The sequence below is a fragment of the Sphingomonas glacialis genome, assembly GCF_006439055.1.
Taxonomy (GTDB): Bacteria; Pseudomonadota; Alphaproteobacteria; order Sphingomonadales; family Sphingomonadaceae; genus Sphingomonas; species Sphingomonas glacialis_A.
This window is the reverse complement of sequence record NZ_RCZC01000002.1, coordinates 1,442,037-1,468,292: the sequence shown is the minus strand read 5'-3', so window position 1 is coordinate 1,468,292 and position 26,256 is coordinate 1,442,037. Positions and strand designations below refer to the sequence as shown.

25 protein-coding genes are annotated in these 26,256 nt (G+C 63.5%); 17 read left to right on the top strand and 8 right to left on the bottom strand.

The features are described from left to right. Positions 1-87 precede the first annotated feature (87 nt). From EAH76_RS10810 to EAH76_RS24485, 3 genes are read left to right on the top strand one after another with little or no spacing between them, the layout of a single operon-like run. Positions 88-945, top strand: a complete 858-nt coding sequence (locus EAH76_RS10810) for a type IV toxin-antitoxin system AbiEi family antitoxin domain-containing protein (RefSeq protein ID WP_140850186.1) — start codon at positions 88-90, stop codon at positions 943-945. Continuing rightward, positions 945-1,310 (top strand): nucleotidyl transferase AbiEii/AbiGii toxin family protein, encoded by a 366-nt coding sequence (locus EAH76_RS24490; RefSeq protein WP_241659634.1) that lies wholly within the window; start codon positions 945-947, stop codon positions 1,308-1,310. The genes EAH76_RS10810 and EAH76_RS24490 overlap by 1 nt, the downstream gene beginning before the upstream one ends. Continuing rightward, positions 1,196-1,582 (top strand): hypothetical protein, encoded by a 387-nt coding sequence (locus EAH76_RS24485; protein WP_241659668.1) that lies wholly within the window; start codon positions 1,196-1,198, stop codon positions 1,580-1,582. Before EAH76_RS24490 ends, EAH76_RS24485 begins: the two co-directional genes overlap by 115 nt. A gap of 45 nt (positions 1,583-1,627) precedes the next feature. On the opposite strand, the gene EAH76_RS10800 is transcribed toward EAH76_RS24485, so the two are convergent. After that, positions 1,628-1,831, bottom strand: a complete 204-nt coding sequence (locus EAH76_RS10800; protein WP_140850185.1) for a helix-turn-helix transcriptional regulator — start codon at positions 1,829-1,831, stop codon at positions 1,628-1,630. Between the two features lie 839 nt (positions 1,832-2,670). Between EAH76_RS10800 and EAH76_RS10795 the strand changes: the two genes are divergently transcribed. From EAH76_RS10795 to EAH76_RS10785, 3 genes are all read left to right on the top strand, one after another. Further along, positions 2,671-3,594, top strand: a complete 924-nt coding sequence (locus tag EAH76_RS10795; RefSeq protein ID WP_140850184.1) for an ArdC family protein — start codon at positions 2,671-2,673, stop codon at positions 3,592-3,594. Beyond that, on the top strand, positions 3,591-3,914 hold the full coding sequence (locus EAH76_RS10790) for a sigma factor-like helix-turn-helix DNA-binding protein (RefSeq protein ID WP_140850183.1): 324 nt from the start codon (positions 3,591-3,593) through the stop codon (positions 3,912-3,914). The genes EAH76_RS10795 and EAH76_RS10790 overlap by 4 nt, the downstream gene beginning before the upstream one ends. Positions 3,915-3,987: 73 nt before the next feature. Further along, a complete protein-coding gene (locus EAH76_RS10785) occupies positions 3,988-4,911 on the top strand; it encodes a nucleotidyltransferase and HEPN domain-containing protein (RefSeq protein WP_140850182.1) in 924 nt (307 codons plus the stop codon). Here the strand turns inward: EAH76_RS10785 and EAH76_RS24095 are convergent. Genes EAH76_RS24095 through EAH76_RS10770 form a run of 3 tightly spaced genes read right to left on the bottom strand, consistent with a single transcriptional unit; the run spans position 4,908 to position 5,653 of the window. Further along, the gene (locus EAH76_RS24095) at positions 4,908-5,108 is read right to left on the bottom strand and encodes a DUF6771 family protein (protein WP_140850181.1); all 201 of its coding nucleotides are present in this window, start codon (positions 5,106-5,108) and stop codon (positions 4,908-4,910) included. The two genes, EAH76_RS10785 and EAH76_RS24095, sit on opposite strands and share 4 nt — an antisense overlap. Then, positions 5,089-5,313, bottom strand: coding sequence for a conjugal transfer protein TraD (locus EAH76_RS10775; RefSeq protein WP_140850180.1), 225 nt, complete (start codon positions 5,311-5,313; stop codon positions 5,089-5,091). Before EAH76_RS10775 ends, EAH76_RS24095 begins: the two co-directional genes overlap by 20 nt. A gap of 19 nt (positions 5,314-5,332) precedes the next feature. After that, a complete protein-coding gene (locus tag EAH76_RS10770; protein ID WP_140850179.1) occupies positions 5,333-5,653 on the bottom strand; it encodes a conjugal transfer protein TraD in 321 nt (106 codons plus the stop codon). Positions 5,654-5,823: 170 nt separating this feature from the next. Between EAH76_RS10770 and traA the strand changes: the two genes are divergently transcribed. From traA to EAH76_RS24850, 8 genes are all read left to right on the top strand, one after another. Continuing rightward, a complete protein-coding gene (gene traA / locus EAH76_RS10765) occupies positions 5,824-8,781 on the top strand; it encodes a Ti-type conjugative transfer relaxase TraA (protein WP_140850178.1) in 2,958 nt (985 codons plus the stop codon). A 9-nt stretch (positions 8,782-8,790) separates the two neighbouring features. After that, positions 8,791-9,357: a DUF6118 family protein gene (locus EAH76_RS10760; protein ID WP_140850177.1), complete on the top strand. Its 567-nt coding sequence runs from the start codon at positions 8,791-8,793 to the stop codon at positions 9,355-9,357. Positions 9,358-9,719: 362 nt separating this feature from the next. Beyond that, positions 9,720-11,555, top strand: a complete 1,836-nt coding sequence (locus tag EAH76_RS10755; RefSeq protein ID WP_140850176.1) for a type I restriction-modification system subunit M — start codon at positions 9,720-9,722, stop codon at positions 11,553-11,555. Then, positions 11,552-12,883 (top strand): type I restriction endonuclease subunit S, encoded by a 1,332-nt coding sequence (locus tag EAH76_RS10750; protein WP_140850175.1) that lies wholly within the window; start codon positions 11,552-11,554, stop codon positions 12,881-12,883. Before EAH76_RS10755 ends, EAH76_RS10750 begins: the two co-directional genes overlap by 4 nt. Beyond that, the gene (locus EAH76_RS10745) at positions 12,880-13,824 is read left to right on the top strand and encodes a GIY-YIG nuclease family protein (protein WP_140850174.1); all 945 of its coding nucleotides are present in this window, start codon (positions 12,880-12,882) and stop codon (positions 13,822-13,824) included. Before EAH76_RS10750 ends, EAH76_RS10745 begins: the two co-directional genes overlap by 4 nt. Continuing rightward, a complete protein-coding gene (locus tag EAH76_RS10740; protein WP_140850173.1) occupies positions 13,821-17,105 on the top strand; it encodes a type I restriction endonuclease in 3,285 nt (1,094 codons plus the stop codon). Before EAH76_RS10745 ends, EAH76_RS10740 begins: the two co-directional genes overlap by 4 nt. Further along, entirely contained in the window at positions 17,089-17,451 is a 363-nt protein-coding gene (locus tag EAH76_RS10735; RefSeq protein ID WP_140850172.1) for a DUF6883 domain-containing protein, read from the top strand. Before EAH76_RS10740 ends, EAH76_RS10735 begins: the two co-directional genes overlap by 17 nt. Positions 17,452-18,027: 576 nt before the next feature. After that, a complete protein-coding gene (locus EAH76_RS24850) occupies positions 18,028-18,216 on the top strand; it encodes a DUF6538 domain-containing protein (protein WP_431357982.1) in 189 nt (62 codons plus the stop codon). 103 nt (positions 18,217-18,319) lie between these two features. On the opposite strand, the gene EAH76_RS10730 is transcribed toward EAH76_RS24850, so the two are convergent. Further along, on the bottom strand, positions 18,320-19,039 hold the full coding sequence (locus EAH76_RS10730) for a TetR/AcrR family transcriptional regulator (RefSeq protein WP_241659633.1): 720 nt from the start codon (positions 19,037-19,039) through the stop codon (positions 18,320-18,322). 99 nt (positions 19,040-19,138) lie between these two features. Here EAH76_RS10730 and EAH76_RS10725 point away from each other — a divergent pair, with 99 nt between their 5' ends. After that, positions 19,139-19,996 carry an SDR family oxidoreductase gene (locus EAH76_RS10725; protein WP_140850171.1) on the top strand — a complete coding sequence of 286 codons (858 nt, stop codon included), beginning with the start codon at positions 19,139-19,141 and terminating at the stop codon, positions 19,994-19,996. Between the two features lie 25 nt (positions 19,997-20,021). After that, on the top strand, positions 20,022-20,432 hold the full coding sequence (locus EAH76_RS10720) for a VOC family protein (protein ID WP_140850170.1): 411 nt from the start codon (positions 20,022-20,024) through the stop codon (positions 20,430-20,432). 108 nt (positions 20,433-20,540) lie between these two features. On the opposite strand, the gene EAH76_RS10715 is transcribed toward EAH76_RS10720, so the two are convergent. Continuing rightward, entirely contained in the window at positions 20,541-21,290 is a 750-nt protein-coding gene (locus EAH76_RS10715; RefSeq protein WP_140850169.1) for an SDR family NAD(P)-dependent oxidoreductase, read from the bottom strand. 90 nt (positions 21,291-21,380) lie between these two features. On the opposite strand from EAH76_RS10715, the gene EAH76_RS10710 reads away from it, so the two are divergent. After that, complete coding sequence (locus tag EAH76_RS10710; RefSeq protein ID WP_140850168.1) at positions 21,381-21,746, top strand: winged helix-turn-helix transcriptional regulator; 366 nt, start codon at positions 21,381-21,383, stop codon at positions 21,744-21,746. A gap of 126 nt (positions 21,747-21,872) precedes the next feature. On the opposite strand, the gene EAH76_RS10705 is transcribed toward EAH76_RS10710, so the two are convergent. Both EAH76_RS10705 and EAH76_RS10700 read right to left on the bottom strand, forming a co-directional pair. After that, the gene (locus tag EAH76_RS10705) at positions 21,873-23,366 is read right to left on the bottom strand and encodes a tetratricopeptide repeat protein (protein ID WP_140850167.1); all 1,494 of its coding nucleotides are present in this window, start codon (positions 23,364-23,366) and stop codon (positions 21,873-21,875) included. After that, on the bottom strand, positions 23,363-26,131 hold the full coding sequence (locus EAH76_RS10700) for a M16 family metallopeptidase (protein ID WP_161989017.1): 2,769 nt from the start codon (positions 26,129-26,131) through the stop codon (positions 23,363-23,365). The genes EAH76_RS10705 and EAH76_RS10700 overlap by 4 nt, the downstream gene beginning before the upstream one ends. Positions 26,132-26,256 lie beyond the last annotated feature (125 nt).

Sequence of the window (26,256 nt, the reverse complement as noted above, 5' to 3'; positions counted from 1 at the left end):
TCATCTTATTGCGCGCATGACCCTAGAAATACGCTGCTTATAAACCACTTCTCGTGATAAGTTTAAATATCGGGCATAATATGCGTCATGCCTGTGAGAAGAGCATCCCTTTTAAACCGACTGCTGCATGAACTGCCCGAGCGGTACGTGGTCGATGCAGCTTGGCTTTCGGGCCTAGGGCTTGGTGCGTCGTCCATTCGGGACTACGTCCGGCGCGGCTGGCTGGAGCGGGTCGGATCGCGTCTCTATCGGCGCCCCGAACGCGAAATCGGCAAGCCGGTGCGATGGGAGATTGCGATGCTTTCTCTCCAAATGATGGCCGCGCCTTTGCATGTCGGCGGAATGTCCGCGCTCGAACTGGCCGGTTATTGGCAATATGCGCCGCTCGGTCGGAGGCGGATCTGGCTCTACACCGACTCGCCAGCCGTGCGCTCCTATCTTCGTCGCCTCGATCTCGACGCTGATATCGATGTCAGGTCGCGCAAGCTATTCGGTAATGCCGACCCGGACCTCGGCGTGGAAAGCCGCGCGCTCGATCTGGTGATGGGCGCACTGGGTCCGGTGGCAACGTCGGCTGGTTCAACCGTTCCGCATCGACAACATTTAAGTGTGGCGAGCCTGGAGCGTGCCATCCTTGAGACCTTAGAAGAGGTCCCGAAAAAGGTGAGCTTTCAACACGGCGCCGAGCAGTTCGAAGGCCTGACGACACTCAGGCCGAAGCTGATGGAAGCCCTGCTGCTGGAATGCCGCAGCGTGAAGGCCAAGCGGCTGTTCCTCTATTTCTCCGGGCAGCACCGCCACGCCTGGGCCCGGCGGCTGCAGACTGGTGATATCGACATCGGCTCGGGCAAACGCCAGATCATTCCGGGCGGGAAGCTCGATTCTGAGTATCTGATAACAGTGCCTAGGTCAGAGAAACACGAAGGGGCGCCGAGGGCTAGCTGATGTCGACAGAGATCTATGCCGCACAGGTAACCCTTCTCGTACGAACGATCCCCGAAATTGTTCGGGAGGAGATCTTTGCGCTCAAAGGCGGCACCGCCATCAATTTGTTTGTCCGGGATCTGCCGCGGCTCTCGGTCGACATGGATCTCGTATATCTGCCGGTGGCGGGTCGAGGGGAGTCACTTGCCAGCATCCGCGCGATCTCTTCGATATCCTCCACCTCTACGACAACGAGGGCGTTACCGAGGATATTTTCAAGGCATTCCTCGTCTATCTGGTCAGCCACAACCGGCCGCCGCACGAGCTGCTCGCCCCGCATTTGCTCGACCTGGACGCCGCCTATTTGGGCGAGTTCAGCAGCATGACGATCGAACCGGTGCCCCTCGAGACCTTGCTTGGCATCCGGGCGAAACTCGTCGCGGACATTCAGACCCGCGTTCGCGAGGCCTCGCCGACGGCCTTCCTTCGCTCGTTTTTTGCGCGGGAGCCGGACTGGTCGCAGCTTTCGCTACCGACCGACGCAAGCCAGCTCCCGGCCGTGCAGTGGAAGTTGCAGAATCTCCAGCGCCTGCAGGCGGAACAGATCGGAAAGTTCGAGGAGCAGCGCGCCAGGCTCGACGAGGTCCTGGTCGGCTAGCCTCGAAGCACAGGGTTCTGGCTCCGCGGTCCGGCCGTTCGACGATCAGTCTCGCGCCTGTTCGTAGAACATCGGATTGTGTGCCCACTCGTCGATGTCGGATTGGCGCCAGGCAGCGCATCGCTCGCCGATCTTGACCTGTCGCGGGAAGGTGCCCTGGTCCATTTTCCGATAGAGGGTAGAACGGCTAAGGCTGGTCCGCTTCAGGACAGCAGGCAGCCTTACGAAGCTTTCGTGGTTTTCGGGCATCGAAGATCTCCTGGTCTGGAATGGGCTTCGACAGTTCTTCTATGCACGTCGCTGACACCGGGGGAGCGGCCGTGTCCGGGGAGCCGGAAATGTCGCCCCCCCCCCCCCGGCGGGGAACGTCTTGGTCTCACACTCGACAACTGCGATAATGTGCGACGGGTCTGGTCTACCCGGCAATGGCGCTGTTGGGCGCGGATAGGCTTGGAACGGCTGAGCGGCCTGATAGGGCGAGACGTCTGATCAGCATTTCGTTGTCTCGAGGTAAGGCGTCTCCCGCTTGCGCGGGACTGTGCTCTACGCCGCTGGCGCGTTGCCGTGCCGCTTCGCGTCCCGGTCCTGCGGATGACGATCGACTGACGCGGAGGGCCGGCGGGTGCCGGGCGAAACGGAACGCGAGGATCAATCGAGCGCACACTGGCGGACTTCTGCGAAGCCGCCAGAGGTCGCGCGCTTTCGTTTCCGCGTGGCCCGCTCGATCCGATCGGAGGGCATGGCGGCGGCTGGCTTACAGGCCCGCGCGCACGCCGCCGCGCCGGCCGTCCGGATTCGAGAGGGCTTGTGGTGGGCTCCCGGCGGGAGCCGGGCAGCGCTCGCGCGCTGCAGTTGCTGCGGTCGCCGCGCTGCACGCGGCGGCGTTGTGCCTCCGGCACGTAGAATAGCGGGGTGGGCGTCGCTGCCCTGTAGTCCCGCCGCGGCGGGCCGCAAGCCGGCTGCGCCGGCTCCTACACTTCGTTTCGGCCCTGCGGGTGCGGCCCGCCTCTGCCGGCAGGACTGTCGGTCCGCTCCTGCCGCCCACCCCGCCATTCCGGCGCCGGTTGCGGTGGTCTGGAGTGAGGAAGATGAAGGACAGGACCGATACCAACCGGGCGAGCCTCTATGCCGAGGTGACGTCGCGCGTGATTGCCGAGCTGGAAGCGGGCCGGCTGCCTTGGGTGCAGCCCTGGGACGGGGCGGCGTGCGGGTGTTCGATGCCGCACAACGCCGGGACCGGGCGGCGCTATTCCGGAATCAACGTGCTGATCCTGTGGGCAGCCGTGATCGACGGCGGCTATCAGTCGCAGCGCTGGCTGACCTATCGACAGGCGCAGGCGGCCGGCGGCAACGTCCGCAAGGGCGAGCGGGGGACGACTGTTTGCTATGCCGATCGCTTCATACCCAAAGGCGAGCAGGCGCGGGCGCAGGACGAGGACCGCGATGCGCGGCAGATTGCTTTTCTCAAGCGCTTCACTGTGTTCAACGTCGATCAGTGCGAGGGCCTGCCCGAAGCGCTGGCCGGCGTGCCGGATATGTCGGTGGAGACGGATATCCTGCCGCAGGTGCAGGCGCTGATCGACGCGAGCGGCGCCGACTTCCGGATCGGTGGCGTCGAAGCCTATTATTCCCCCGGTCGCGATTACGTCGCGGTACCGCCGCAGGGCGCATTCGGCGAACCAATCAATTGGTATCGTACGGCGTTGCATGAGCTTGGCCATTGGACCGGGCACAAGAGCCGCTTGGATCGCGAACAGCGTGGCAGTTTCGGCAGTGGCGATTATGCCCGTGAGGAGCTGGTCGCGGAGATGGCCAGCGCGTTCGCCTGTGCGTCGCTGTCGATCCGGCCGACCGTGCGGCATGCGGACTATATCGGCAGCTGGCTGGCGGTGTTGCGCGGGGACGAGAAGGCGATCTTCCGCGCGGCGAGCGCCGCGAGCAAGGCTGCGGATTACCTGCTCGCCTTCCATGACGGAAGCATCGCCGACCCCTGGCTGGAGTCTGCAGCATGACCGGCGACCGCGAAGATGTGAAGGCGCGCTCGACCGAGCGCGACAAAGGCGAATGGCAAGGGCCAGTTCCTCCCGAACAGCTGGCAACGATGGAGCGCGCCATGCTGTCGCTTCCGCGCATGACGCGCGAGGTGTTCCTCGCCCATCGGTTGGATGGCGCGAGCTACTTCGAGATCGCCGGGGCAACGGGGCTGAGCATTCGGCAGGTCGAACGACACATGGCGAAAGCGCTGCTGCGGCTGTCGCGCTTCATGGACGGCGACGAGCGCACGCCATGGCGGCGCTGGTGGAATGCGCAATGTCAGCGGTGGTTCCCGTGAACCAAGCGCCAACATCGTCCAACGCATGCCGGGCGATGTTGGCGCAGCGCCTCCATCAGGTTAGGATGACACCATGAAATCCGAGCTCGATCATTTGCCGGCAGCCAAGCAGCGCGAGCTGGAGCGTGTCGTGCAGATCATCTTCGAGGAGTTCGAGGATGCCTTTGCGCTGTCCACGCACCCGTGGAAGAAGAAGGGCCGCATCCAGAAGGTCATTTTGTACGGCAGCTATGCGCGCGGCGGCTGGGTCGACGAGCCCCATACCGCCAAGGGCTATCAATCCGACTTCGATCTGCTGATCATCGTCAACGATAAGCGCCTGACCGACCGGGTCGAATATTGGTCAAAGCTCGACGACCGGCTGATCCGCGAGCTGTCGGTCACCAAGACGTTGCGCACACCGGTCAATTTCATCGTCCACACCTTGGGCGAGGTGAACGACGGGCTGGCCCACGGCCGCTACTTTTTCATGGACGTCGCGAAGGACGGCATCGCGCTTTACCAGAGCGAAGATAGCGAACTTCACGAGCCCAAGCCCAAGACGCCGGAGCAGGCGTTGTGCATGGCCAAGGAATATTTCGAGGAGTTTTATCCAGCCGCAGCCGACTTCAAGGAGAGCGCTGATCATCTCATCGGCAAGGGACGCTTTAAGCGATCCGCGTTTTTGCTGCATCAGGCGACCGAGCAGCTCTATCATTGCGTACTTTTAGTCGCGACCTTCTACACTCCGCACGTCCACAATCTGGGATTCCTGCGCACGCAGGCAGAGCGCATCGACCGAAGGCTGACCCACGTCTGGCCACGCGACAATCACAAGCAGCGGGCGATGTTCGAAAAGCTTCGGGAAGCCTACGTGAAAGCGCGCTACTCGAAGCACTATCAGATTAGCGAGGAAGAGCTTTTCTGGCTTGGCGAGCAGGTCGATGAACTGGGTCGCGTTGTTCACGCGATCTGTTCGGAACGCATCGCGGCGCTCGAACAGAAGGCCGCCGCTTAGCGCCCTAACATATCGCCGTCGGTCTGCTGTAGCGCGACGGCGATCATTGCAGCGAGCGCTTCCTCTGCCCGGGCACGCGTGGCCTTTTCCTTCGATAGCAGTTCCTGCCGAATCCACTCGGGCGCACGCGCGATCGTGGCGGTGATCGTGGCTTGAAAGTCGTTGTTCATCGCCCCCTTATCCGGATGTGTCTGCATCGGCGGCAAGCTCGAAGGCGCGCTTGCCGCGGCGTCGCCAGAGCGTGACCGTCTCATCGCGGCGTTCGCTCTGCAACTTCGCGACGCCTCCCAGCAGCAGGCCGAAGATCACCGCGCGATCGTCATCGGTCAGCTCGATCAGACCAGCCTTGGCAATTAGACCACCGAGCTCGATCAGTTGACGCGTTCGTTCGCGACGCTTCACCGCCCATGCCCGGCTGTCGTCACGCGCGATCCTCGCCTGTAGCCGATGGCGCGCCGCCACGGTCCGCCCGCTCGCGGCGCGAACTGCCGCGAGCGCCGCCGCCAGCTTTGCGTGCGACCTGAAAGAAGGCGGCACCGCTCCGCCGCCAACCCTCCTTCGTCGTCTTGTCTTCCGCCTCTACCGCGGCAAGCAACGCGCCGGCCAACTGCTCGAGCGGAAGCGCATCGGCGCTGGTGGCGATCACGAGCTCACCGAGCTGGCGCAGCCGCTGCTCCTTGAGTTGCCTTGCTTTGTCGCTCAGCGTCTTCAGTTCTGCATCAAAGTCCCGGGGTTTGCGCATCGGATCGTCCTCATTGCGGTGTGAGGACGAACCAGTTATCGGGTGCGTCGATCAGGCACAATATCCTGAAATCTCTTGGGATTGCCCAGTCCCGAGAAAGATGAAATCTTTTGAGGGCGCGCTTATACGTCGTGCCGACGTGCGCTTTGAGGTGTAAGTGGATTGCCGTCATGGCGATCTACCATTTCTCGGCAAAGGTCATCTCGCGCGGCAGCGGCTCCAGCGCGCTCGCGGCCGCCGCCTATCGCTCCGCCTCGCGGCTCTACGATCAGCGGCTCGATCGCCATCACGACTTCTCCAATAAGAGCGGCGTCGTGCATTCCGAAGTGATGCTGCCCGACGGCGCGCCCGACGCATGGTCTGATCGCGAGCAGCTCTGGAACGACGTCGAGGCAGCCGAGAAGCGCATGGACGCGCAGCTCGCCCGCGAGATCGAGTTCGCCATTCCGCGCGAACTGTCGAAGGAGGACGGCATCGCGCTCGCGCGCGACTTCGTCCGCGACGAGTTTGTCGATCACGGCATGGTCGCCGATCTCAACGTGCATTGGGACATCGGCGCCGACGGGCTGGCCAAGCCGCATGCCCACGTCATGCTGACGATGCGCGAAGTGAACGAAGACGGGTTCGGGCAGAAGAACCGCGACTGGAACCGCACCGATTTATTGGAGAAGTGGCGCGAGCGCTGGGCCGAGCATGCGAACCAGCGGTTCGTCGAACTCGATATCGATGCGCAGATCGATCACCGCTCGTTCGAGGCGCAGGGGATCGAGCTCGAACCGCAGAACAAGATCGGTCCCGCTGCCGCGCGCATGGAGGCGGCGGGCATCGAGACCGAACGGCTCGAAGAGCATTACGAGATCGCACGCGCCAATGGCGACAAGATCATCGCCAACCCCGGCATCGCGCTCGATGCAATCACCCGGAACCAAGCGACCTTCACCAACCGTGATCTCGCCATGTTCATCCACCGCCACAGCGACGGACAGGATCAGTTCGACCAGGCGATGGGCGCGGTGCGCGGCTCGCCCGACCTCGTCGCACTCGGCAAGGACGGGAAGGGCGAAGATCGTTTCACCAGCCGTGACATGATCCACACCGAGCAGCAGCTCGAGCGCGCGACCCAGATGATGGCCGAGCGCGAACGTCACGGCGTGCGCGAGCAGGATCGCGAGCGTGCGATTGCTGAAGCCGAACGCGCTGGGTTGGTCCTGTCGGACGAGCAGCGATCTGCACTGGACCACGTCACGCGCGGTGACGGTCTGAGCGTCGTCGTCGGCTATGCCGGCACCGGCAAGTCCGCGATGCTGGGCGTTGCGCGCGAGGCCTGGGAGAGCGCCGGCTACGACGTTCACGGCGCCGCACTGTCCGGCATTGCCGCTGAGAATCTGGAAAGCGGATCTGGTATCGCGTCGCGCACGATCGCGAGCATGGAACATCAGTGGGATCAGGGCCGCGAGCTGCTCGACCAGAACTCGGTGCTGGTGATCGACGAGGCCGGGATGATCGGCACGCGCCAGATGGAACGCGTGGTCAGCGAAGCCGAAAAGCGTGGAGCCAAGATCGTTCTGGTCGGCGATCCCGAGCAGCTTCAGTCGATCGAGGCGGGCGCGGCGTTCCGCTCGGTCGCCGAGCGTCACGGTGCGGTCGAGATTACCGACATCCGGCGCCAGCAGCAGGATTGGCAACGCGACGCGACGCGGCACCTCGCAACGGGCCGAACCGGCGAAGCGATCCATGCCTATGACCAACATGACAGCGTTCACGAAGCGGCGTCGCGTGACGACGCGCGCGAAGCGCTGGTCGATCGCTGGGATCGCGACCGGATCGCCAATCCCGACCTGTCGCGGATCATCCTCACCCACACCCGCGATGATGTGCAGGCGCTCAATGAAGCCGCACGCGAGCGGCTGCGTACGGCGGGCCAGTTCGGCGAGGACGTTACCATCGCGACTGAGCGTGGCTCGCGCGACTTCGCGCCCGGCGACCGCGTGATGTTTCTCAAGAATGAGCGCGACCTAGGCGTGAAGAATGGCACGCTCGGTACCGTCGAAAACGTCAGCCGTGCGCGGATGGTGGTGCAGCTCGACAACGGCCTATCGGTCGCGTTCGACACGAAGGACTATTCGCAGGTCGATCACGGCTACGCCGCGACGATCCACAAGGCGCAGGGGATGACGGTCGACCGTACGCATGTGCTCGCCACGCCGGGCATGGATAGCCACGCGTCTTATGTCGCGCTTTCGCGGCACCGCGAGGGGATGGACCTGCATTACGGCAAGGATGACTTCGCTGATCAGGGCAAGCTGGTTCGCACGCTATCGCGCGAGCGCGCCAAGGATATGGCGAGCGACTATGGTCGTGACGTCTCGCCTGAGCAGGGCTTCGCCGAGCGGCGCGGAATTAAGATCCGCGAGCGCATTGTGGAGATCGTTAAGTCCGTACCGGAGAAAGTGCGCGACCGGTTCGCCGGCCTGCGGTTGAAGCTCGGCGATCTGGACCTGCATCTGCCGCCATCGCCGCCGGCACCCGCGCCTCGTAGCCGCTTTTCCGGCATCACGATCACACCGGCCCCTGAGCTGGCACCGCCGCCATCGCCGCTCGACAAGGCAGTGGAGCGCTACGCGCGCACAGCGGCCGATCTCCTACGAATGCGCGAGGCCAATCTTCCTGAACTGCCGCATCAGAAGAACGCCTTTGCCGATGCGCGCGCCGCGCTCGACGCTGTGCGACCGCACGCGTCGCAGGATCTTGGCCGTGCGATGGAGGGCAACCCCACACTGATGCAGCAGGCCGTCGCCGGTAAAACGGCGGCGGCGATTCGGGCGATGGCGTTGGAGGCGGAGATCCGCGTCGATTTGGGAACGCGTGCCGACCGCTTCGTAGCTGACTGGCAGCAGGGAACCCGGCAGCTTCAGGCGCTCAGCCGCAGCGGAGATTACGACACGACTTACCGGATCAAGGAAAGCATGTCCGAGATGGCGAACGCGCTGCACCGCGACCCGCAACTCGAGTCGCTGTTGCGAAACCGGGTCCAGGAGCTAGGAATCGGTGGTCGATCAGGCGGATCGTTGTCCCATGAGCTCCTCCATCATCCCGCCCTCTCGCGTGGTCGCGGACTGGGGTTGTAAGCTCGTTTCATGACCCAGGAACCCGCTCAAAACGCCCCGGACGATGACATTGCGCGCGCTTTTGCAGCGCTGCGCGGCGAGGTCAGCCTCACCCGCGCAGCGCTTGAGGGCCTGACTGCCGCGCGCGAGCGAATACCCGATTACAGCGTCACTTTGTCGCAGATCGCAAAGGAGCTGGCGGACGCCGCTAGCGGCATCGAACGGCTCGAGCAGAGTCCGGCGGCCCGATTGTCGCCCGCCTCGCTGACGACCGCGATCGTCAAGGCGAGTGTCGATGCTCGGGCAGAGGACCGGGCACTGTTAAGCGATGCCCGGGATACGCTCTCGCGCTCGATCGGGCGCATCGATGGCATCGTCCACCGTGGCCAGGCGGCTGATCGTCAGTGGCAGCGGGTGTGGCGCGCGGCTGCGGGCGGTGCGATCGGCGGGATGCTGCTGATGGCGGTCGTGCCGGGGGCAATTGCGCGCAATTTACCCGCCAGCTGGCACGTGCCGGAATGGATGGCGGCTCGGACGATGGGGCTAGGGCAAAAGCAGGCCGGGCAGCGCATGGTTGCGACTGCTCCTGACAATTGATGCTTGGCCGGTAAGGGCGGCCGCCATGCCGACGAGGGCAGTCTTGCCTGAGGTTCGGTTGGGTCGGGCAGATGAAGACTGTCGTATTTTGGCAATGCGGGGTGGAAAGGGCCGGTCTGCTATCAGGTGGCGATCGGCGATAAGTAGCCGTTCGTTCGACGGCGGGGCGCGGCCTTGATCTGCTTTTCCTGGTGAAGAAAGCTTGCCGCTATGGGCCAAAAATCGTCATAAATAGCCGTTTCTTTGGTTGAGAGGCGGTGAGCTAAAAGGCCCCTTTCGCTATCGTGCACTTGCGCCGGGTCAGGGTTGCCAGGCCGCAACGTGGCGGTGATAGAGATCCTGTGAATTTGAAGGAACGTTTGTTGAACCATCAGGTGCTGTCGGCTTTCATCTGGTCTGTGGCCGACCTTCTGCGCGGCGATTACAAGCCGGCCGACTACGGCTCGGTGATCCTGCCCTTTACAGTTTTACGGCGGCTCGACTGCGTCCTGGAGCCCACGAAGGCGGATGTGCTGACCGAGCTTGAGCTGCGCTCGAAGGCTGGATTCGACCCGGAGCACTTTTTACGACGCAAGTCCGGGACACACTTCTTCAACACCTCCTCGATGGACCTCCAGAAGCTGCTGGGGGACCCGGACAACATCGCCGCGAACCTAACGTCCTACGTCCAGGGTTTCTCGGAAGAGGTGCGGGACATCTTCGAGAAGTTCGAGTTCCACAACCAGATCGACAAGCTCGCCCGTGCCAAGCTGCTGTTCCTGGTCACCGAGAAATTCGCCGGGATCGACCTCCACCCGGACAAGGTGGCGAACAGCCAGATGGGGCTGGTGTTCGAGGAGCTGATCCGCAAGTTCGCCGAGGCCTCGAACGAAACCGCAGGCGACCACTTCACGCCGCGTGAGGTGATTAACCTGATGGTTAACCTGATTTTCGTCGAGGACGACGCGGCACTCTCCACGCCCGGCGTGGTGCGGACGATTTACGATCCCACCGCAGGCACCGGCGGGATGCTGTCGGTTGCCGAAGAGCATCTGGCGGCGCTCAACCCCGGCGCGCGCCTCACCATCTCAGGCCAGGAGCTCAATCCGGAGTCCTATGCGATCTGCAAGGCGGACATGCTTATCAAGGGGCAAAACGTCTCCAACATCGCCTTCGGCAATACGCTCTCTGAGGATGGGCACCCCGGCAAGACCTTCGACTATATGCTGGCCAATCCTCCGTTCGGCGTCGAGTGGAAGAAGGTCGAGAAGGAAGTTCGCCGCGAGCATGAGCAGCAGGGCTTCAACGGGCGCTTCGGCCCCGGCCTGCCCCGAGTCTCGGACGGCTCGATGCTGTTCCTGCTCCATATGCTGGCGAAGATGCGCCCGGCGACCGAGGGCGGCTGCCGCTTTGGCATCGTGCTCAACGGCTCCCCGCTGTTCACCGGCGGCGCGGGCAGCGGCGAGAGCGAAATCCGGCGTTATGTGCTGGAGAACGACCTGGTCGAAGCCATCATCGCGCTGCCGACCGACATGTTCTTCAACACCGGCATCGCGACCTATATCTGGATCGTCTCGAACCGGAAGCCGGCCGGCCGCAAGGGCCAGGTGCAGTTGATCGATGGTTCGGGCTTCTGGCGCAAAATGCGCAAGTCGCTCGGCTCCAAGCGCAAGGAGCTGGGCGAAGAGCATATCCGGCAGATCACCGAGCTGTTCGGCCGCGCGGAAGCGGCGGAGATTGCCACCGTGCTCGACGCCGACGGCAAGGAAGTGGCGCGCGAGATCGTCTGGGCCGGCGAGAAGGCCCCGGAGGCACCGCAGGGCGGCAAGGTGAAGCTCGCGCCGCTGTCCAGCATCTTCCCCAACGGTGCCTTCGGCTACCGCACGATCACCGTGGAGCGTCCACTTCGCGACGCGGCGGGCGAAATCGTCTTGGGCGAACGCGGCAAGAACAAGGGAAAGCCGCAGGCGGACAGCGCCCTGCGCGACACCGAGAATGTGCCGCTGACTGAGGACGTCGATGCCTATTTCAAGCGCGAGGTGCTGCCGCACGCGCCGGATGCTTGGATCGACGAGAGCAAAACCAAGGTCGGCTACGAGGTGCCATTCAACCGCCAGTTCTACGTGTTCGAGCCGCCGAGGGCGCTTGAGGAGATCGACGCGGACCTCAAACACGTGACCGACCGGATCAAGGCGATGATCGAGAGGCTGGCAGCGTGAGCTTTCCCGCATATCCCAGCTATACGGCAACCGACATTGTGTGGTGCTCTCAACTACCGAGCCATTGGATTACTCGTCGATTAAAGACGCTCTTCCAGTTGATGAAGCGTCATCCAGAGGAGGGCGACAAAATCGTCACTGCGTTCCGGGATGGGCAGGTCACGCTGCGAGAGCGGCGACGGGAGGAGGGCTTCACAAATGCGCTCCAAGAGATCGGTTATCAACGCGTTCTGGCCGGCGATCTCGTCATCCATGCGATGGACGGTTTTGCCGGAGCGATTGGAGTGTCGGACGCGGACGGGAAGTCTACACCAGTGTACTCGGTTTGCACGCCAGCGCTCAATGCGGACGCTCGTTATTTCGCGCTGCTCCTGCGGCATATGGCGCTGAGCGGATTCGTGACGGCTCTGGCCAAAGGGGTGCGTGAGCGCTCGACCGATTTTAGATGGTCGGACGCGAGCGTGCTGGACCTTCCTTGCCCACCACTATCCGAGCAACGAGAGATAGTCTCGTTCCTCGACCGCGAGACGGCCAAGATTGATGCGCTGGTGGAGGAGCAGCGGCGGCTCATCGAGCTGCTCAAGGAGAAGCGCCAGGCCGTTATCTCCCACGCAGTTACCAAGGGACTCGACCTGACGGCGCCCATAAAGGACTCCGGCGTGGAATGGCTGGGCGGGGTGCCAGCCCATTGGAGTGTTGCCCCCCTTCGATATGTTGCGCGGGTCCAAACGGGGGTCGCGAAGGGTAAGGATCTGGAGGGGCGCATCGCTCGGACCGTGCCCTATTTGCGGGTTGCGAACGTTCAAGATGGCCACATCGACCTTACGGACGTGGCCGAGATTGAAATCGCAGAACATGATGTCAGCCGTTACCTACTCAGGAGGGGGGACGTGCTGATGAACGAAGGCGGGGACTTCGACAAACTTGGCCGCGGTGACATCTGGCAAGGCCAGATTGACCCGTGCGTTCACCAGAACCACGTATTTGCGGTCAGACCGACTGGCGTATCGGCGGAGTGGCTCAACTTGATCACCTCGTCGAGTTACGCTCAGCAATATTTCATGACCCGGTCAAAGCAGAGCACCAACCTTGCATCGATCTCGTCACGTAATGTGATGAACCTGCCGGTGGTGCTTCCGCCACCGTCGGAGCAGGCCAGTCTCGTCGCGCGCGTTGGTGAGATTGTTCTGACGCTGGCAGAAATGCGAGAAACCGCCGAAGGCGCTGTCAAACTCCTGCAAGAACGCCGCGCCGCCCTCATCTCCGCCGCCGTCACCGGCAAGATCGATGTACGGGATGCGGCTATCCAGCGGGCTGAAGCCGCATGACGCGCGCCATCGGACGCTCGCTGGAGCTCTACTATATCGACGGCCGGCCCGACGGCATGCTCACGGCCGAGCTGTTCAACTGGACCGGCCACGTCCTGATGACGCCGCGCACCCAGATCGCCGAGGCGCTGGCGCGACCTGAGGCGAGCTATGCCGGCGTCTATCTGCTGATCGGTGAGCAGGAGGGCGAGCCCCGCGCCTATGTCGGCGAGGGTGAGGATATCTCCGCCCGCATCCGCAGCCACGACGTCCGCAAGGAATGGTGGACGAGCGCCGTCCTGATAACCGCAGCCGCCAACAAGCTCAACAAGGCCCATGTCCGCTACTTAGAGGCCCGGCTGATCGCCGAGGCGCGGGCCATCGGTCGCGTGCCGCTCGACAACGGCACCAACCCGACCCTTGCCGCGCTCAGCGAGGCGGACGTGGCGAAGATGGAGGCGTTCCTGGAGAACCTCTTCATCGTGCTACCAGCCGTTCGGGTTGACATGTTCATCCGTCGTGCCCGCCCCACTGCGGCGAAGACGCAGCCGGATGCTGCGCCCGCTGTCGAAACCTCTACCGATGCGCCAGAGGCGAAGCGATTTGTGCTGGAGAACCGAAGGCACGACATTCACGCGACGGCTGTGCTTCGAGACGGGGAGTTCATCGTTGAAGCGGGATCGACCGCCCGTGGAAGCTGGGCGGGACTCGCCCATCATAATTATGTCGGCCTCTATTCCGAACTGATCCGCTCGGGCGTGCTCGCACCCCAAGGCAACCACTGCGTGTTCACCGAGAGCTATGCTTTCAGCAGCCCAAGTGCCGCCGCGACGGTCGTTTTCGGCCGTGCCGCAAGTGGCCCTCAATCGTGGCGCCTCGAAGGTAGCGAGATGACCTACAAGGAATGGGAAGCGGCCAGGATCGAGGATACGTTCGAAGATCTCCTGGGAGCGAGCGAATGAACCGCCTCCATGAAGAAATCAGCTTCGAGAGCGAGGTCTGCACCATCCTCGCCTCCAAGGGCTGGCTGTATGAGGCAGGCGACGCGCAGGCCTATGACCGCAAGCGCGCGCTGTTCCCGGCCGATCTGCTCGCCTGGCTACAGGAAACCCAGCCAAAGGCCTGGGAAAGCCTGAACAAGCTGCACGGCGCTTCGGCAGAGGCACTGCTGCTCGAACGCGTGCGCAAGTCGCTGGACGACCGTGGGACGCTCGACGTGCTGCGGAACGGCGTCGACACTATCGGCGTGCGCGGCACGATCCAGCTTGCCCAGTTCAAACCGGCGATGGGGATGAACCCGGACATCGTGGCACGCTACAGCGCCAATCGGCTTCGCGTCGTGCGTCAGGTCCGCTACAGCCTGGCCAACGAGAACTGCATCGATCTGGTGCTGTTCCTCAACGGCCTCCCCGTCGCCACCGTGGAGCTGAAGACCGATTTCACCCAGTCGGTGCAGGACGCGGTCGACCAGTACAGGCACGACCGGCTGCCGCAGCAGAAGGGGCATGAGCGCGAGCCGCTGCTGAGCTTCCCATCGGGTGCGTTGGTGCACTTCGCCGTTTCGAACAGCGAAGTGATGATGACGACCAAGCTTGCGGGGCCGGCCACACATTTCCTGCCATTCAACCAGGGCGATCATGGCGGCAAGGGCAACCCCGCGCTGCCCTTCGGCCATGCCACGTCGTACCTGTGGGAACAGGTCTGGCAACGCGACAGCTGGCTGGAGCTGCTGGGCCGCTACCTCGTCACCCAGCGCGACGACAAGAAGGCAATTCGCGCGATCATCTTCCCGCGCTATCACCAGCTCGACGTGACGCGGAAGCTCCAGGCCGCGATCCTCCAGGAGGGCGTCGGCGCCAAGTACCTGGTCCAGCACTCGGCGGGATCGGGCAAGACCAACTCCATCGCCTGGACCGCGCACTTCCTCTCCGAGCTCCACGACACGACCGACGAGAAGCTGTTCTCAACGGTGATCGTCGTGTCCGACCGGCGGGTGATCGACGGGCAGCTTCAGGACGCGCTGTTCGATTTCCAACGCACCACCGGCGTTGTCGAGACGATCAAGAGCGAGAGCGGCAGCAAGAGCGCGCAGCTGGCCGACGCGCTGAAGGCCGGCAAGAAGATCATCGTCTGCACCATCCAGACCTTCCCCTATGCGCTCCAGGCGGTGCGAGAGCTCGCCGCGACTGACGGCAAGCGCTTCGCGGTTATCGCGGACGAGGCGCACAGCTCGCAGACGGGCGAAGCAGCGGCGAAGCTCAAGGAAGTGCTCTCGCCCGAGGAGATTGCAGAGCTCCAGGACGGCGGCGAGATCGACACCGAAGACCTGCTGGCGGCGCAGATGGCCGCGCGGGCGAGCGACACTGGGGTGACGTACGTCGCCTTCACGGCCACCCCCAAGGCGAAGACGCTCCAGCTCTTCGGGCGCTTGAAGCAGCCGGACGGCCTGCCGGAGCCCTTCCACGTCTACTCGATGCGGCAGGCCATCGAGGAGGGCTTCATCCTCGACGTGCTCAAGAACTACACGCCTTACAAGCTGGCGTTCCGCCTGGCGCACGACGGCAAGGAGCTGGAGGACACCGAGGTCGAGCGTTCGGCAGCGACGAAGGGGATCATGCAGTGGGTAAGCCTGCACCCCTATAACATCGCGCAGAAGGTCCAGATCGTCGTCGAGCACTTCCGCGAGAACGTGCAGCTCCTGCTCGACGGCAAGGCCAAGGCCATGGTGGTGCTGGCGAGCCGCAAGGAAGCGGTTCGGTGGAAGCTCGCCATCGACCGCTACATCAAGGGCAAGGGCTACCCGCTGGGCACGCTCGTCGCCTTCTCGGGCGAGGTGAACGACCCGGATTCGTCGCCGGAGCCGCTGAGCGAGGCGAGCAAGGAGCTCAACCCGAACCTGAAGGGCCGCGACATCCGCGACGCCTTCAAGGCCACCGACTATCACCTGCTGCTCGTGGCCAACAAATTCCAGACTGGATTCGACCAGCCGTTGCTGTGCGGCATGTATGTCGACCGGCGCCTGGCGGGCGTCCAGGCAGTGCAGACGCTATCGCGCCTCAACCGCGCCCATCCGGGGAAGGACACGACCTACATCCTCGATTTCGTGAACAGCTCCCAGGAGGTGCTGGCCGCGTTCCGCACCTACTATGAGACGGCCGAACTCGAAGGCGTAACCGATCCTAACCTCATTTACGACATGCGCGCAAAGCTCGATGCCGGCGGCTGGTACGACAGCTTTGAGGTGGATCGCGTGGCGAACGTGGCGATGGACCCGAAGTCCACCCAGGGGGACCTTGCTGGGGCGCTCGGGCCGGTCGCGAATCGGCTGCTGAAGCGCTTCGCCGCAGCCAAAGCGGCCAAGGAGGCCGCTGATGCGCTCGGGGACGAGAAGGCTGCGCATACGGCAAGCGATGAGATGGGCACGCTGACGCTCTTCAAGACGGACGCGCAGACCTTTATCCGCATCTACACCTTCCTCAGCCAGATGTTCGACTACGGCAACACGGATATCGAGAAGCGCTTCCTGTTCTTCAAATACCTCGTGCGGCTCCTCGATTTCGGGCGGGAGCGCGTGGCGGTGGATGTGTCGCAGCTGCAGCTCACGCACCATTTGCTGAGCAAGCTTCACAAGCAGCCAATGCAGATGGGCGGAGAGACCCCGAAACTCGCCCCAGTAGGCGACGCAGGGTCGGGGTCGATACAGGAGAAGCAGAATGCTCTCCTCCGCGAGATCATCCAGCGCGTAAACGACCTATTTGAAGGCGAACTCACCGAGGGTGATCAGCTCGTCTATGTGAATGACGTCATCAAGGGCAAGCTGCTGGAGTCCGATGAGCTCGTCACCCAGGCACTGAATAATAGCAAATCGCAGTTCGCCGCGTCGCCGACCCTAGACAATGAGCTACTCAACGCGGTTATTGAGGCGCTCGACGCCCACCAGAAAATGAGCCAGCAGGCGCTGGGCTCGTCTGCCGTCCGAGCAGGCCTGAAGGATGTCCTACTGGGCCCTGGCCACCTGTACGAATTGCTTCGAGATCGCGCTGCTGAGACTGGGGAAATCGGCGAGTTAAGCCGAGTCAGGTTGAGGGTACCCAAACGTGTTGGTGAGCAGGACCTCCCTGCGGGGAGCACTGGCACGGTGGTCTACGTTTATGAAAAGTCGCTCGCCTATGAGGTGGAGTTCTCCAGTCCCTTTCACGCCGTTGTAACCTTGGAGCGCTCAGAACTTGAAGTCGTCCACTAAGCTCCTCGGTGAGCGAGACATCTCGCCACAGAAGATTACCAGCTATCTGCTTGACCTCAATCATCCAGAGGGTGGTGGGAAAGCGAAGTTTTTGATGGCTCATGGTTTCCGTGCGGCGCAGCCGCAAATCTTGGCAGATGCTATCCACGCACATGCCGAGTTGAATTACATTGAAGAAACGGTCCACAGCAACTTCGGTACGAAGCACATCGTTCGGTGCCACATTCCGACACCAGACGGGCGAAACCCATGCATCCAAGTAATTTGGATCCGTGAACACGGCTGCGAGGCAAATCGACCCGTGACCGCCTACCCATCTGAGCTTAAAAAGGAAGCAACGAACTAGAAGAAGCAAGCTATGGTGAGCCGGAACAGGTCAGAACGGCACCGATGCACGAAGGTCATCTATTTCATATTTAGCCGAACGAGCGGTGCCAGAGCGAAAATGCTAAGCGCCAGCTACAGTTGCGTGCCGGACAAACCGGCGACCGGCCCACGGTTCGCCACTGAACCGTTCCGCTTTTATCGTCACTTATGAGTAGAGTCCGGGGTTGTCTTGTGTGGCCCCGGTTGCCGGCCGGGAGGATTTGCAAGCCTTAACCGAATCGGTGTCGCACTGCGCGCGAAAGCAATGCACGGTGTCCCATATGGCATGGGTTCGAAGCCGAAAGTGGGACCGAATTGTTGGGTGGGCCACGCAGGGACCACGGCTTGTCCGGCCGGCCAATACGCAAGGTTTTCTGCGCCATACGGCGTCCGGTGTGAGTCCTGTAAGCGCACCATTCCAAAAATTCCTTAAATACGACAGCTTGCGCCGCGATCTCGTCCTAATCGTAGCCCACGACTGTCGCACAATATACCTGCTCAAACGACGCTAATATCGTAAAATCTGGGGCGGAATGAGAAGGTTCGCTGTAGCACAGTGGTGTTGCACAAACGGCATTGCGGCCTTTGGCGTCGAGGTGCTGTTTATCAATATCGAGTTCGGGTTCCGGCCGACCTGAAGTCAGTGGTGGGTGCCACGCAGATCGATCGCTCGCTGCGGACGACATCATTCACCGTCGCATCGCGATTGGCAGAGCAGGGGGCTGTAACGCCCGTTCCGGGGTGAGTCGGGCGGTTGCCGGTCAGGCAGATTTAAGCAAAGCAAGCGGCGATAGCAGCCGTCTGCCGGCAGCACCGGTTTTCCCGAAAGAGATCTCGTCTAGGAACCCTCAACCCTCACCAGGTCTGGCAAGACGGTCGAGGAATTCGCTCAGCAACAGGGACTCGCCCGGCGTCAGCGCTTTGGTGCTATCAAGGTGGGCGCGCAACCCTACTGCCAACGATGCAAGATCGGCATGGTCTTGGTCAGGGGAGGTGGTGACGATGGACGCGATCACGCTGTCTCGTACGACCGACGAGAGCTGCGGATCGCGTTCTTCCGCGGGGATCGCGAGCAAGGTCGTCACTGTGCCGACCCCGGCGGCATGGATCAATGCCACCGCGCGTTCGACGGGCATCCGCAGCCGTGCTGCGCGAGCGATCCGCTCAACCCGTTCGCGCAGGATGGCAAGGCCGGCGAGCATGGCCGGTGACTCGGACGCAAGCGCACCCACTTCATTCATGATCGCGAAGGCGACCGGATTGGTGAGACCGAAAGCGACATAGCTGTCCCAGGCGTTGGCCAGATTCTGCACCGGATCGGGATGGGGGGGCATCGCCGCCTTGTCGGCGATGAATGCCGCCTGCCCATGTTCCGCAACCGCGTTCAGCAGCCCCCGCTTGTCCCCGAACAGGCGATATAAGGTAGGGGCCTGGATCCCGGCCGCCGCCGCCACCGCACGCGTCGTCAGGGCAGTGATGCCACCAATGATGATGAGCCTGGATGCCGCATCGAGAACCCGCGTTCGAACATCCTGCGTTTCCGGCCCGTTGTCCGTTTCCATCGCCATGCTTCGGATTATCATCGATCCGTTTCGAACGGTAGCGGTGATTGCCCCAATCTCTTATCGATGATAACAAACTATTGTTACCGTCGAAAAGGATCGATCATGATTATCGTTACCGGCGCGACCGGTCAGCTTGGTAGAGCGGTCGTTCAGAACCTGCTTCGGCGCTTTCCTGCCGATCAGATCGGCGCCAGCGTGCGCGACGCCGACAAGGCATCCGGTCTGGCCGCACAGGGCGTAGATGTCCGTGTCGGCGATTTCGCGGATGCGAACGGTCTCGCGAAAGCTTTCGCGAATGCCGATCAGGTCCTGATCGTTTCCGCCGACAAGCTCGGTGAGGAGGCGCTACGGCTCCACCGCAGCGCGATCCAGGCAGCTCGGCGTGCGGGCGTCCGCCGCGTCCTCTACACCAGCCACATGGGCGCACGCGTAGGGTCGCCGTTCCCGCCAGCCGATCAGCACGCGGGCACCGAGGCGGAACTGGCCGAAAGCGGTCTGGCCTACACCGCGCTACGCCACGGTTTCTATGCCGAAAGCTGCCTTCAGATGATCGGCGATGACCTGACGAGCGGAGAGCTACGCACTCCCGAGGACGGCCCGACAAGCTGGACGGCGCGTGCCGACCTTGCGGAAGGCGACGCAGCGATCCTCGTGGCCGACCGCGATTGGAACGGCACCACGCCGCCACTCACCGCCGCCACGGCGATCACCATGGCAGAGATCGCCGTCATCGCCTCCGCAGTGACCGGACGTGAGGTACGCCATACCATCATTCCCGACGACGAATGGCGGGACGCCAAGGTCGCAGCCGGAATGCCGTCCTTTTACGTCGACATGCTTCTGGGGATGTTCCGGGCGGCACGGTGCGGCGACTTCGCCGCCACCGATCCGACCCTGGAGACGCTGCTCGGCCGGCCACCACGCACGATGCGCGACGTGCTTTCGGCAGCAATCGCTTGAACCTCAACCTACAAGGGCAACTGGAATGACTGTACTTTCTGGCATCCATCACGTCGGCATCGTCGTCGAAAGCGTGGAAGCGAGCACGACATGGTATGTCGAGCATCTCGGCTTCGAGCGCCTTTTCACCTTCGGCTGGCCGGGCGTGCAAGCAGCCTTTATCGGCCGCGGCGCCTTGAAGCTCGAACTTTTCCAGAACGAAGCGGCGGCACCGATGGCTGAGGACCGACGCAGCGCCGAAACCAACCTGAAAATCGGCGGCATGAACCACTTCGCCATCGAGGTTCCCGATCTCGATGCGACCGTCGCGGCGTTGGCGGCAAAGGGCGTTGCAATCGTCTCCCCGCCGCGCGAGGTTCCGAACAGTGGCGGCAGCCGCTTCGCGTTCATCCACGACAACGCGCAGATGCTGGTCGAGCTTTACCAGCCCGCCTAACGCTATGGCGGCCGGCCAGCGGCCGGTCGCCGGCCGCCAGACGTGTTCCCGGTTCACCAGCGTTTTCGAGAATGCCGGCTCACCAGCGGGCGGTCAAAGACCGGTAGCTCAGACCTGGGCCATGCCGCCGTCGACGAACACCTCGGCACCGGTCATGAAGCTGCTGTCTTCGCTGGCCAGGAAGAGCGCGACCGCGGCCGTCTCTTCGGGCTGGCCGATCCGACCTAGCGGCGTCTGGGCCGTCAGGGCAGCGACGAGCGCCTTTTCCTCCTCGGGCGAGCCCGCGAGACCTTGGAGGCCCGGCGTCAAGGTCGCTCCCGGCGAAAGCACGTTGACGCGGATGCCGCTGTCCTTGAGGTCGAGCGCCCAGCTTCGCGCAAAATTGCGCACCGCGGCCTTGCTCGCACTGTAGACGCTGAACGCCGGTGTGCCTTTCGATCCAGTGGTCGAGCCGGTGAGAATGATCGATCCGCCCGACTGCATCAGGGGCAGCGCCTTTTGTACCGTAAACAGCGTGCCGCGAACGTTGGTATCGAAGGTGAGATCGAACTGCTCTTCTGTAATCGCGCCGAGCGGCGCCAGATCGCCACCCCCGGCATTGGCGAACACGATGTCCAATCCACCACGCTTTTCCCGTACGACGTCGAACAGCGGGTCGAGATCATGGAGGCTGGCAACGTCGCTTCGAATGCCCGTGACGGCGCCGCCGATCTCGTCGACGGCCTTGTCCAGTTCGGCTTGGCGGCGGCCGGTGACGAAGACGTACGCGCCCTCAGCGACGAAGCGCTTTGCGGTTGCGAGGCCAATGCCACTGGTGCCGCCGGTGATGAGGGCTGTTTTGCCTTGCAGTCTGGTCATGTGGTGCTCCGAACATCGAATGATGCAGAAGTAGACATGCGCTTTCTCGCTTACTAGTATGCACCTTTTGGTAAGTGCCTGGAGTCATCGGTGGAGAGCAGGATTTTCAGCTGCGGTCTGGATGTAGCGCTGTCGGTGATTGGCGGTAAGTGGAAGCCGCTGATCCTGTTCCATCTGGCGCACGAAACACGGCGCTACGGAGAGCTCAAGCGTGCGATCGGTGGCGTGAGCGACAAGGTGCTGATCCAGCAACTCAAGGAGTTGAATGCAGATGGCGTCGTCGATCGCCGCGATCACCAGCAGGTCCCGCCCAAAGTCGACTATTCGCTAACGCCTTTCGGCATGACGCTGTCCGATGCGCTCGTACCGCTATGTTCGTGGGGCACCGAACATATCACTGAGGTAGAGCACCTCGTGGCCAATCGCGCCGGCAATGATGTCACCGCCGCTACCTAGAGCCGCCGCGGGTCGTTCCAGTCGGTTTCAGGGAACTATGAATGCCAAACGAAACCGATGAAAAGCCGTCCGCTTCTGAGACCACGCCAAGGTAGCGCGAATGTCGGATCGTCGGTCAAGCTGGACTCAGGATGCCAATTCCGGATCGAGCGCGAGGGCGAGTGCACGATCTGCCACCGCGCCTTCCGTATCGCCGATCGCCTTGCGCGCCAGCGCGCGCCGCCAATACGCCAGTGCCATTTTCGGATCGCTCTCGATCGCGGCACTGAACTCTTCGATCGCGCGCACATCGTCGTTGATCAGGCGATATGCCTCACCTTTGGCGGCGAGCGTCATGGCGTCGCCGGGCGACAGCGCGAGCGACCGGTTGTAATCGCGGATCGCGCGATCGTAGCGCTCGAGATCGACATAGCGATTCCCCCGATTGTAATAGGCTGCTTCCAGGCCCGGATCGATCGCCAGCGCTCGATCATAGGCAGCGACCGCCTCGCCAGTCTTGCCCGCGTCGCCGAGCACCAGCCCGAGCGCATTGAGCGCATAAGTCGATTTCGAATCGATCTTCAGCGCAGCGTCGAGATCGCCCTGCGCCTCGGCCCCGCGGCCGAGCTTGCGGTAGAGCAAGGCGCGTTCGGTCAGCAGGTCGGCGTTGTTCGGCGCGGCGGCGATAGCGCGGGTGAACGCGACCAGGGCCTGCTTGCGGTCGCCCATGGCCTCGTACAGTTCGGCCTTACCCTGGAGCGCATCGAGCAACGTCGGCTCGAACCGCAACGCCGCGTCATATGCGGAGAGCGCGCCCTTGCGGTCTCCGATCTGATCGAGTGCGCGCGCCTCCATGACCGCGAGATGGGCGCGTTTCGGCTGAACCTTGCGCGCGGCGCGATAGCTCTCCGCCGCAGCGCGCCACTGCTTCAGATTGTATTGCGAATCGGCGCGCCCGGTCAGCGCCGCCGTGTCGGCTGGGGCAAGGGTCAACGCGGCGGTGAAGCGCTCGAGCGCGGCGGCGTCGCGCTCGAGCGAAAGAAGCGTCGTTCCCATCGCGTCGAGCGTGTCGACATCGGTCGGGTCGAGCGCGAGCGCTTGCTCGAAGTCGCTCAGCGCCTTCGCATAGTCCTTGCGATCGTTGAGGATCCAGCCGCGATTGTACAAGCTCGATGCGGTCGGCTTGCCGGCAATTAGCGTGCTGTAATCGGCGAATGCCTTATCGGTTTCGCCGGCGTCGGTGAAGGCCATCGCTCGGTAGAAGCGGGCTTGGCGATCGTCGCGGTTCGCAACCAGCGGATCGAGCAATGCCACCGCGGCAGCAGGATCGCCATGCCGCCGGTCGAGATCGGCAAGCCCGAGAATGGCATCGCGGTCCTTGGGATCTGCCGTGAGGGCCATGCGGTACGCGACACGCGCTTCGTCATCGCGGCGCAGCGCTGCGAGCGCGGCGGCCCGCGCGGCCTGGCCGCCCTTGACCGATGGGTCAAGGCGGAGCGCGCGTTCGCTGGTCTGCAGCGCCTGCCGCGGATCATGCTCGCGCTGAGTTGCCGTGAGCTGGACGAGCCGTGCTGCATCGGGGGCTGCGGCGGAGACCGACGCGGCCAGGGCCAGTGCGGCTGCAAGAAGCGAGACGATCATCGTGCCGCTCCATGGCTGGCGGTCGGATGCGCGGCGGATGGGGGCGGATTGCTGTCAGGGCCCTTGGGTGTCGCTAAAACCACGATCGGTGGCCGAGCGAGCCATTTTGCGGCGGCGGCCTTAACCTCGTCGAGCGTCACCGCCGATAGCAAAGGCGTGAAGTTTACCAGTTCCTCGGTCACCGCGGTGCTCCGCGCCGAGCCGCTCATCGCGGCCGCCCACCATGCATTCTTGCCCCGCGCTGCGGCGGCTTGAGCCAGCAACGGCTTGCGCGCGGCGTCTATTGCCTCGGCGGTGATCGCGCCGTGTGCGATAGTGTCGGCCACCGACGTCACGACAGCGGCAAGACCGTCGAGATCGCCGGGCTGCGCCTCGACTTGAGCAATAAGAAGGCCCTGATCTGCATGATCGGGCATTACCGTGACGACCATGGGTGAATAGGTCTTGCCGAGCTCGACCCGGGCGCGTTGCCGCAGCGCGTCGTTGAAGACGCCCGCCACGAGCTTGAGCGCATATTCCTCGCGCCGGCGTGGGGGTTCGGCGACGAACAGTGGCCAGATCAGGCTCGCCGCACCGCGATCGGGGGTGCCGGTATAGGTGGTGCGGATCACCGGAAAGGCGCGCTCGGGAATACGCAGAAAATGCTTCTCGATAGACGGCCGCTCGGCGGCGCCGCGCGGCGGAAGCGCACCGAAGGTCGCGGCGACCAAGCGTACCGCCTCCGCCTCTGCGATATCCCCGACGATCGTCAGTTCGATCGGCGCCTCGGTCAGCGCCGGACGCAGCAGCCGGGCGAATTCGGCGGTCCGCAGCGTGAGCATCGCGGCAGGCGGCGGGATCCGTTCAGGCGCATCGGGATCGACCGTCGCCAGAAAGGCCTCATTGGCAGCCATCATCGGCTGGCTGCCAATGGTCCGATACATAATGTCGATCGCGCTCGGCAGGCGTTCGTCGATCGTCGTGCGGAAGCCGGGATCGGTCAGGAACGCCGCGAACACCTGAAGCTCGCTCTTCAGGCTGACGGGATTGGTCGATTGTGAAAACTGGAAGAAGTCGAGGCCGAGATCGTAGCGGAAGGGCCATGTGACCTCGTGCAGCGCGCGCGTCATTTCCTCCGCCGACAGCCGACCAAGCCCGCCCAGCGCGAACAATTGGGTGCCGAGCATGGCGCCTATATAGCCATTGGCGGGCAATTCGCGCCGGCCTGCTCCGAAGCGGGCGCGAAGCTCGATGTCGTTGGCCTCAAGCGGTGTCTGTTTGAAATTCAGGACGAGGCCGTTGGCAAAGCGCAGGCGGACGAAGCCCGGATCGGAAATTTCCGCGCGTTCGACGACGCGGCCGGGGATACCGAAGCTGGTATAGGGCCACACGACGGCGCCGCGGTCAGCATAGGCCGCCAGCGTCGCTGCATGGGCGTTCTGGCTCCAGAGGCCGCGGGGTCTCGTGCTGTCGCCCGATTTGGGGGCCACGACGGCCAGCAGCGGACCGCTGCCGCTCCAGTCGGCATCGACCACGCGTTTCATCCCGGCCGGATCGAGATCTTCGACCGCCGCGTCGAAGGCATACATCGCTTCGCGCGGGGCGAGGACCGGGCGTCGGTCGAGCAAGCGCGCGAGCATCGTATCGGCCAAATCGTCGGTGGTTCGCGCAGCGGCGCCTGACACTGCGGAGCGCAAGACAGCGCGCCGCTCGACCACCTCGGCCTCGATTTCCTGCTCGGTCGGACCATCGTGGATCAGGCGGAGAAGCTCGGCCTGCGCGACCGCCATGCCCTTCTCCCATTCATCGCCGGTGGGCATGGCGATGAGACAGGTGCTGACAAATTCGTCGCTCTCTTGCCCGACGATAACTGCGCCGAGCAGTCCGCTGTGCCCCGCGTCGATCACACGCGTGATCCGGTCGTGGAAGATGTTGCGCCAGAGCGTGGTGTGCACCTCGCGCGCGGAGCGGATCGACTCGTCCTCGTTCCGGGGACGCGGCGGACGCAGGCGACACGCCGACACGGTGGTCGGCAGCGACGGCGCGGCGACCTCGACGCTGTCGAGCTCGCGCGCGAAATCGATCGTGCCGGGCTTCGCGTGCAGCGGCGCTGTCCCCTTGCCGGTCCAAGTGCCGAAGGTCGTCCGCACCTGCGCCTCGATCGCATCGACCGGCTGATCGCCGACCACGATCAGCACGGCGTTCTCGGGTCGGTACCAGCGGTCGTAAAATGCCCGCAGCGTGTCGGCGGTGGCGCCTGCGATCGTATCCAGGGTCCCCTCCGGACTGCGCGCAACAGTGCGGGCGTCCGGCATCTGGAAATGCGAGACCGCGCGCGATGCCGCGGTGCCCGCGCCGCCCCGGCTCTGCAATTCGGCTTGGACCACACCGCGCTCGCTCGCGACGCCCGCTTGCGTGAAGACGATCCCATCGCCGACATCCCGCAGCCAGCCAAGCCCCTGCGCCATTCCTACAGCGTCGGTCGTTGCAAAATCGAGCCGATAGGTCGTCTTGTAGAGGGTCGTCGCAGCGTTCTGGTCGCGTCCGAATGCCACCCCGAGCGCTGCGAAGCGCCGGTCGAGTCCGCCATCCGGCGCCGAGCGCGTCGTGCGAAACGCGGCGTGCTCGACCAAATGGGCGAAGCCGCGCTCTTTGTCCTGCTCCTCGAAGCTGCCGACATCAATGCCTAGCCGAAGGGATAGGCCATGGTTCGGGATGGAGGCGCGCTTGATCGCGTAGCGCATGCCGCTGGGCAGCGTGCCAAATCGAACATCGGGATCAGCCACGGCTGCTCGTCTTGGGATGATAGCGGATATCTTCGTGGCTTCAGCCTTTTGCGCGTCTGCCGGAACCGTCGTGTAAACCGAGACGGATGCAAGCAACGTCGCGCCAAATGTCTTCTTGAATGCTG

Excerpts from the sequence above, each read along its gene's own strand:
- EAH76_RS10790 (WP_140850183.1), top strand. The coding sequence starts at position 3,591 with ATGACCGGCGACCGCGAAGATGTGAAGGCGCGCTCGACCGAGCGCGAC.
- EAH76_RS10800 (WP_140850185.1), bottom strand. The coding sequence starts at position 1,831 with ATGCCCGAAAACCACGAAAGCTTCGTAAGGCTGCCTGCTGTCCTGAAG.
- EAH76_RS10730 (WP_241659633.1), bottom strand. The coding sequence starts at position 19,039 with ATGGCGATGGAAACGGACAACGGGCCGGAAACGCAGGATGTTCGAACG.
- EAH76_RS10810 (WP_140850186.1), top strand. The coding sequence starts at position 88 with ATGCCTGTGAGAAGAGCATCCCTTTTAAACCGACTGCTGCATGAACTG.
- EAH76_RS10785 (WP_140850182.1), top strand. The coding sequence starts at position 3,988 with ATGAAATCCGAGCTCGATCATTTGCCGGCAGCCAAGCAGCGCGAGCTG.
- EAH76_RS10740 (WP_140850173.1), top strand. The coding sequence starts at position 13,821 with ATGAACCGCCTCCATGAAGAAATCAGCTTCGAGAGCGAGGTCTGCACC.
- EAH76_RS10725 (WP_140850171.1), top strand. The coding sequence starts at position 19,139 with ATGATTATCGTTACCGGCGCGACCGGTCAGCTTGGTAGAGCGGTCGTT.
- EAH76_RS24490 (WP_241659634.1), top strand. The coding sequence starts at position 945 with ATGTCGACAGAGATCTATGCCGCACAGGTAACCCTTCTCGTACGAACG.
- EAH76_RS10770 (WP_140850179.1), bottom strand. The coding sequence starts at position 5,653 with ATGCGCAAACCCCGGGACTTTGATGCAGAACTGAAGACGCTGAGCGAC.
- EAH76_RS10795 (WP_140850184.1), top strand. The coding sequence starts at position 2,671 with ATGAAGGACAGGACCGATACCAACCGGGCGAGCCTCTATGCCGAGGTG.
- EAH76_RS10760 (WP_140850177.1), top strand. The coding sequence starts at position 8,791 with ATGACCCAGGAACCCGCTCAAAACGCCCCGGACGATGACATTGCGCGC.
- traA (WP_140850178.1), top strand. The coding sequence starts at position 5,824 with ATGGCGATCTACCATTTCTCGGCAAAGGTCATCTCGCGCGGCAGCGGC.
- EAH76_RS24095 (WP_140850181.1), bottom strand. The coding sequence starts at position 5,108 with ATGCAGACACATCCGGATAAGGGGGCGATGAACAACGACTTTCAAGCC.
- EAH76_RS10720 (WP_140850170.1), top strand. The coding sequence starts at position 20,022 with ATGACTGTACTTTCTGGCATCCATCACGTCGGCATCGTCGTCGAAAGC.
- EAH76_RS10715 (WP_140850169.1), bottom strand. The coding sequence starts at position 21,290 with ATGACCAGACTGCAAGGCAAAACAGCCCTCATCACCGGCGGCACCAGT.
- EAH76_RS10705 (WP_140850167.1), bottom strand. The coding sequence starts at position 23,366 with ATGATCGTCTCGCTTCTTGCAGCCGCACTGGCCCTGGCCGCGTCGGTC.
- EAH76_RS10745 (WP_140850174.1), top strand. The coding sequence starts at position 12,880 with ATGACGCGCGCCATCGGACGCTCGCTGGAGCTCTACTATATCGACGGC.